This is a genomic window from Actinomadura bangladeshensis (genome assembly GCF_004348335.1).
GTDB lineage: Bacteria > Actinomycetota > Actinomycetes > Streptosporangiales > Streptosporangiaceae > Spirillospora > Spirillospora bangladeshensis.
In genome coordinates, this window is record NZ_SMJW01000418.1 from 1 (window position 1) to 4,158 (window position 4,158).

3 protein-coding genes are annotated in these 4,158 nt (G+C 75.9%); 2 read left to right on the forward strand and 1 reads right to left on the reverse strand.

The features are described 5' to 3' along the window. The first annotated feature begins 13 nt into the window (after positions 1 to 13). The gene (locus E1284_RS38980; protein WP_207924214.1) at positions 14 to 928 is read left to right on the forward strand and encodes an SLAC1 family transporter; all 915 of its coding nucleotides are present in this window, start codon (positions 14 to 16) and stop codon (positions 926 to 928) included. On the opposite strand, the gene E1284_RS38985 is transcribed toward E1284_RS38980, so the two are convergent. Beyond that, positions 901 to 2,325: an MFS transporter gene (locus E1284_RS38985; protein ID WP_207924215.1), complete on the reverse strand. Its 1,425-nt coding sequence runs from the start codon at positions 2,323 to 2,325 to the stop codon at positions 901 to 903. The genes E1284_RS38980 and E1284_RS38985 overlap by 28 nt on opposite strands. A 214-nt stretch (positions 2,326 to 2,539) precedes the next feature. On the opposite strand from E1284_RS38985, the gene E1284_RS38990 reads away from it, so the two are divergent. Continuing rightward, the coding region (locus E1284_RS38990) for an ATP-binding SpoIIE family protein phosphatase (protein WP_165965604.1) at positions 2,540 to 4,158 on the forward strand (1,619 nt) is incomplete at its 3' end.

A 4,158-nucleotide genomic window follows, 5' to 3' on the forward strand; every position in this document is an offset into this window, starting at 1 on the left:
GTAGAAGGGGGTCGTGAGCAGTGCGCGGCGGGGCGGGAATCCGTGGGGTGCCGAGACGATGGCGACGGGCATCGTGGCGGTGGGGCTGCATCTCGCGGGGTTCGCCTGGGCCGCGCGGGTGCTCCTGGCGATCATGGCGGCGCTGTGGGCCGTCCTCGCGGTGACGTTCTGCGGGCAGTTCGGCGGCGGGCTCGAGCGGTGGCGGGAGGAGACGTCCGCGCCGGCCGCGCTGACGGCCGTGGCGGGGACGGGCGTGCTCGGCGACGGCGTCGCGGTGATCGGCCGCCCGGTGGCCGCGGCGGTGCTGCTCGCGCTCACCGCGCTGCTGTGGGCGGCGCTGCTGCCGCGGGTCCTGCGGAACCTGCGGTGGCGGGTGCCGGGCGCGGCCTACATGGTGACGGTCGCGACGCAGGCGGTGGCGGTGCTCGCGGCGTCGCTGGCGGTGCACCCGCACGCGCGCTGGCTGCTGTGGCCCGCCGGAGTGCTGCTCGCCCTGGGCCTCCTCCTCTACGTGCTGGTGCTGTACCGGTTCGACTTCGCCGAACTCGCCGGCGGGGCGGGCGACCACTGGGTGGCGGGCGGCAGCCTGTCGATCTCCGCGCTGGCGTTCGCGAAGGTCACGCACGCGGCCGGGGCGTCCGCGCCACTGGTGGCGGGAACCCTGGCCGTCCTCGCGGCGGCGCTCGGCTGGTACGCCGTGCTCGTGGTCTGCGAGGTCCTGTCCCCGCGCGCCGCCTATGACGGGCGCCGCTGGTCGACCGTGTTCCCGCTCGGGATGACGGCGGTGAGCGCGATGACGGCCGGGCACGCGTGCGGCATCCCCTGGCTGTGGACGCTCGGCGAGGTCCTGCTGTGGCCGGCCGCCGCCGCCTGGCTGGTCGTCGCGGCCGGCGCGGTGCGTCACGCCTTCGCGTCCGCCTCGTCCTGACCGTCCCGGCGGGGGCGGGGCAGGAAGGGGACGATGGCGATCCCGGCGGTGGTGATGACGGCGGCGACCAGGAACGCCGCCGCGTAGCCGTCCGCGAGGTCGCCGCCGGCCTTCGCGGCGGCCGTGCCGAGGACGCTCAGGCCGATGGCCCCGCCGATCGTCCGGGACGTGTTGACGACGCCCGCCACCGCGCCCGCCTCGGAGTCGTCCGCGCCGCTCGTCGCGACCTCCACCAGCGGCGTCATGAGGAGGCCGAAGCCGAGGGCCATGGCCGCGCCGGGGCCGAGGATGGAGCCGAGGAACGTTCCGCCGGGATCTAGCACGAGGCTCTGCCAGGCGAACCCGGCGGCGGCCAGCGCACCGCCCGCGCCGGTGAGGAGCCGCGCGTCCATGCGGGCCATGAGGACGGGCGCGAGCCGCGAGCCGATGATGATGCCGGCGGTGTGCGGCAGGAACGACAGGCCGGTCCGGACGGCGCTGTAGTGCAGGACGTTCTGCATGTAGAGCGACAGGAAGTACCAGAGCGCGAACCCCGCCATCATCATGACGAGGGTGGTGAGGTTGCCGACCGCGACGCTGCGCACCCGGAACAGCCGCAGCTGGATGAGCGGCTGCGCGGTCCTGGCCTCGACGGCGACGAACAGGCCGAGCAGCACGAGCCCGGCCGCCAGCGGGATCAGGGACGTCCAGCCGTGGTCCTCGGTCTGCCCGATCCCGAAGGCGAGCAGGCTCACGCCCGCCGTGACGAGGACGGCGCCGGGCAGGTCGAGGCGGGCGCGTCCGGCGGCGCGGCCCTCGTCGCGCAGCCAGCGGGCGGCGACCACCGCGACGGCGACACCGACCGGGACGTTGATCAGCAGGACCCAGCGCCAGCTCAGGTAGTCGGTCAGCAGCCCGCCGACGAGGCCGCCGGTCGCGCCGCCCGCCGTGCCGACGGCCGTCCACATCGCGATCGCCTTCGTCCGCGCCGGGCCGGCCGGGAACGTCGCGGTGACGAGCGACAGCGTGACCGGCGCGAGGACGGCGGCGCCGAGCCCCTGCACGGCGCGGGCGCCGATCAGCATGGCGCCGTCCTGCGCGAACCCGCCCGCGAGGCTCGCCGCGACGACCAGGACGAGGCCCGTCAGGAACACGCGCTTGCGCCCGTAGAGGTCGGCGGCGCGCCCGCCGAGCAGCAGGAACCCGGCGAACGTCAGCGAGTAGGCGTTGACGACCCACTGCAGGCCGGTGGGGCCGAGCCCCAGCGCGTCGCGCATGTGGGGCAGGGCGACGTTGACGACGGAGATGTCCAGGACGACGAGGAACTGGCCGATGGACGCGGCGAGCAGCGCGGCCCAGCCCGGCGTCCTCCCGGCCGGACGCGCCGCGTTCCTGCCGGTGAGGTCGATAGCGGTCATGTCCCCCATGCTGCCCGCCGGCCGGTTCGCCCGCCTCGGGCAACGGGACCAGACGGCCACGTCCGATCGGCCTAGGCCCCGCGCGTTTCGGAACGCCCGTGGACGGCATCACCCGCATCGGGTCCGGCACCGTCCCGATACCGGGGAGGCGGCGCGAATGGATGCGGACGAATCGGAAAGAACGGACGCACGGCGGCGATGGCATGGGGGTTTCATGCACGGCCCTGAGGACGACGAGGACGGGCTCCGGCGGCTGATCGGCGACGCCCGGACCGTCCGGCAGGTGTTCGAGGCGGCCCCGGCCGCGGTCGTCGGCCTGGAGGGGCCCGACCACACGATCGTCGCGGCGAACGCCGCCTGGCGGGGGCTGCTGCGCCGGGACGCGTTCATCGGCCGCACCGTCCGCGACCTCCTGCCCGGCGTCGTCGGGCAGCAGCTCATCGGCGCGCTGGACCGCCCCTTCGCCACCGGCGTCCCCGAACTGATCACCGAATGGCGGGTCCAGCTCGACCAGGGAGCGGACACGGCCCCCGAGGACATCTACATCGACTGCGTCATCGTGCCCCGCCGCTCCCCCGACGGCGCCGTGACCGGGCTCGTCGCGATCATCCAGGACGTCACCGGCCGGGTCCGGGACCGGCAGGCCGCGCAGCGCCGCGCCGCCGAGGCCGAGCAGCGGCACGCCGAGGCCCGCGACGTCATCGACGTCCTGCAGCGGCAGCTTCTCCCGCCGGGCCTGCCGATCCTGCCCGGCCTCGCGGTCGGCGGCAGCTACCTGCTCGCCGGCGCCGAGACCGCCGGCGGCGACTGGTTCGACGCGGTCCCGCTGCCGGACGGCCGCGCCGCCCTGGTCATCGGCGACGTCGTCGGGCACGGGGTCGCGGCGTCCGCGGCGATGGGCCAGCTCCGCGCCGTCATGCACGACCACCTCGACCACGTCGGCGACATCGCCGAGGCGCTCACCGCCGTCGACCGGCTCGCCGGCCGCCTCCCCGGCGCCCGCGCCGCGACCGTCTGCGTGGCGGTCGTCGACCCCGCCGACGGGCGGATCTCCTACTGCACGGCCGGGCATCCGCCGCCGCTGCTGATCCCGTCCGACGGGCGCGCCCGCTACCTGCCCTCCTCCGGCGGCGGCCCGCTCGGCACCGGCTCGGCGTTCCCCCTCCTGCACGACCGGCTCGGCGTCGGCGACCAGCTCCTCCTCTACAGCGACGGCATCATCGAGCGCCCCGGCCTGGACCTGCCCGCCAGCACCGTCGAACTCGCCGAGACCGCCACGGAGATCGCCGCCGGCCGCGCGCTCCGCGAGGACTGGCTCGCCACCGTCGAACGCCTCACCACGCAGACCCTCGAACTGCTCGTCCGGGTCACCGGCCACACCGACGACATCACCCTCCTGGCCGCCCAGCGCACGGCCCCGCCGCCGCCCCTGCTCCTCGACCTGCGCGCGGAACCCGCCGCGATCCCGACCGCCCGCAAGGCCCTGGACGACTGGCTGTACGACCTGGGCGCCCGCGCCGAGGACGTCGTCCTCCTGCGGCACGGCGTCGGCGAACTCGTCACCAACGCCGTCGAGCACGCCTACGGCCCGGCCCGCGGCGGCATCCTCCTGCACGCCCGCTCCACGAGCCGCGGCGCGGTCGAGATCGAGGTGTCGGACCGGGGCCGCTGGCTGGAGCACCGCCACGAGACCGACCGGGGCCGCGGCCTCGCCATGGCCAGCGACTTCGTCGACGAGCTGCGCGTCGACACGGGACCGTCCGGGACGACCGCGTCCGTCCGGCACCGCCTGTTCCGCCCCACCCGCCTGCTGACCACCGGCGACCTCACCCC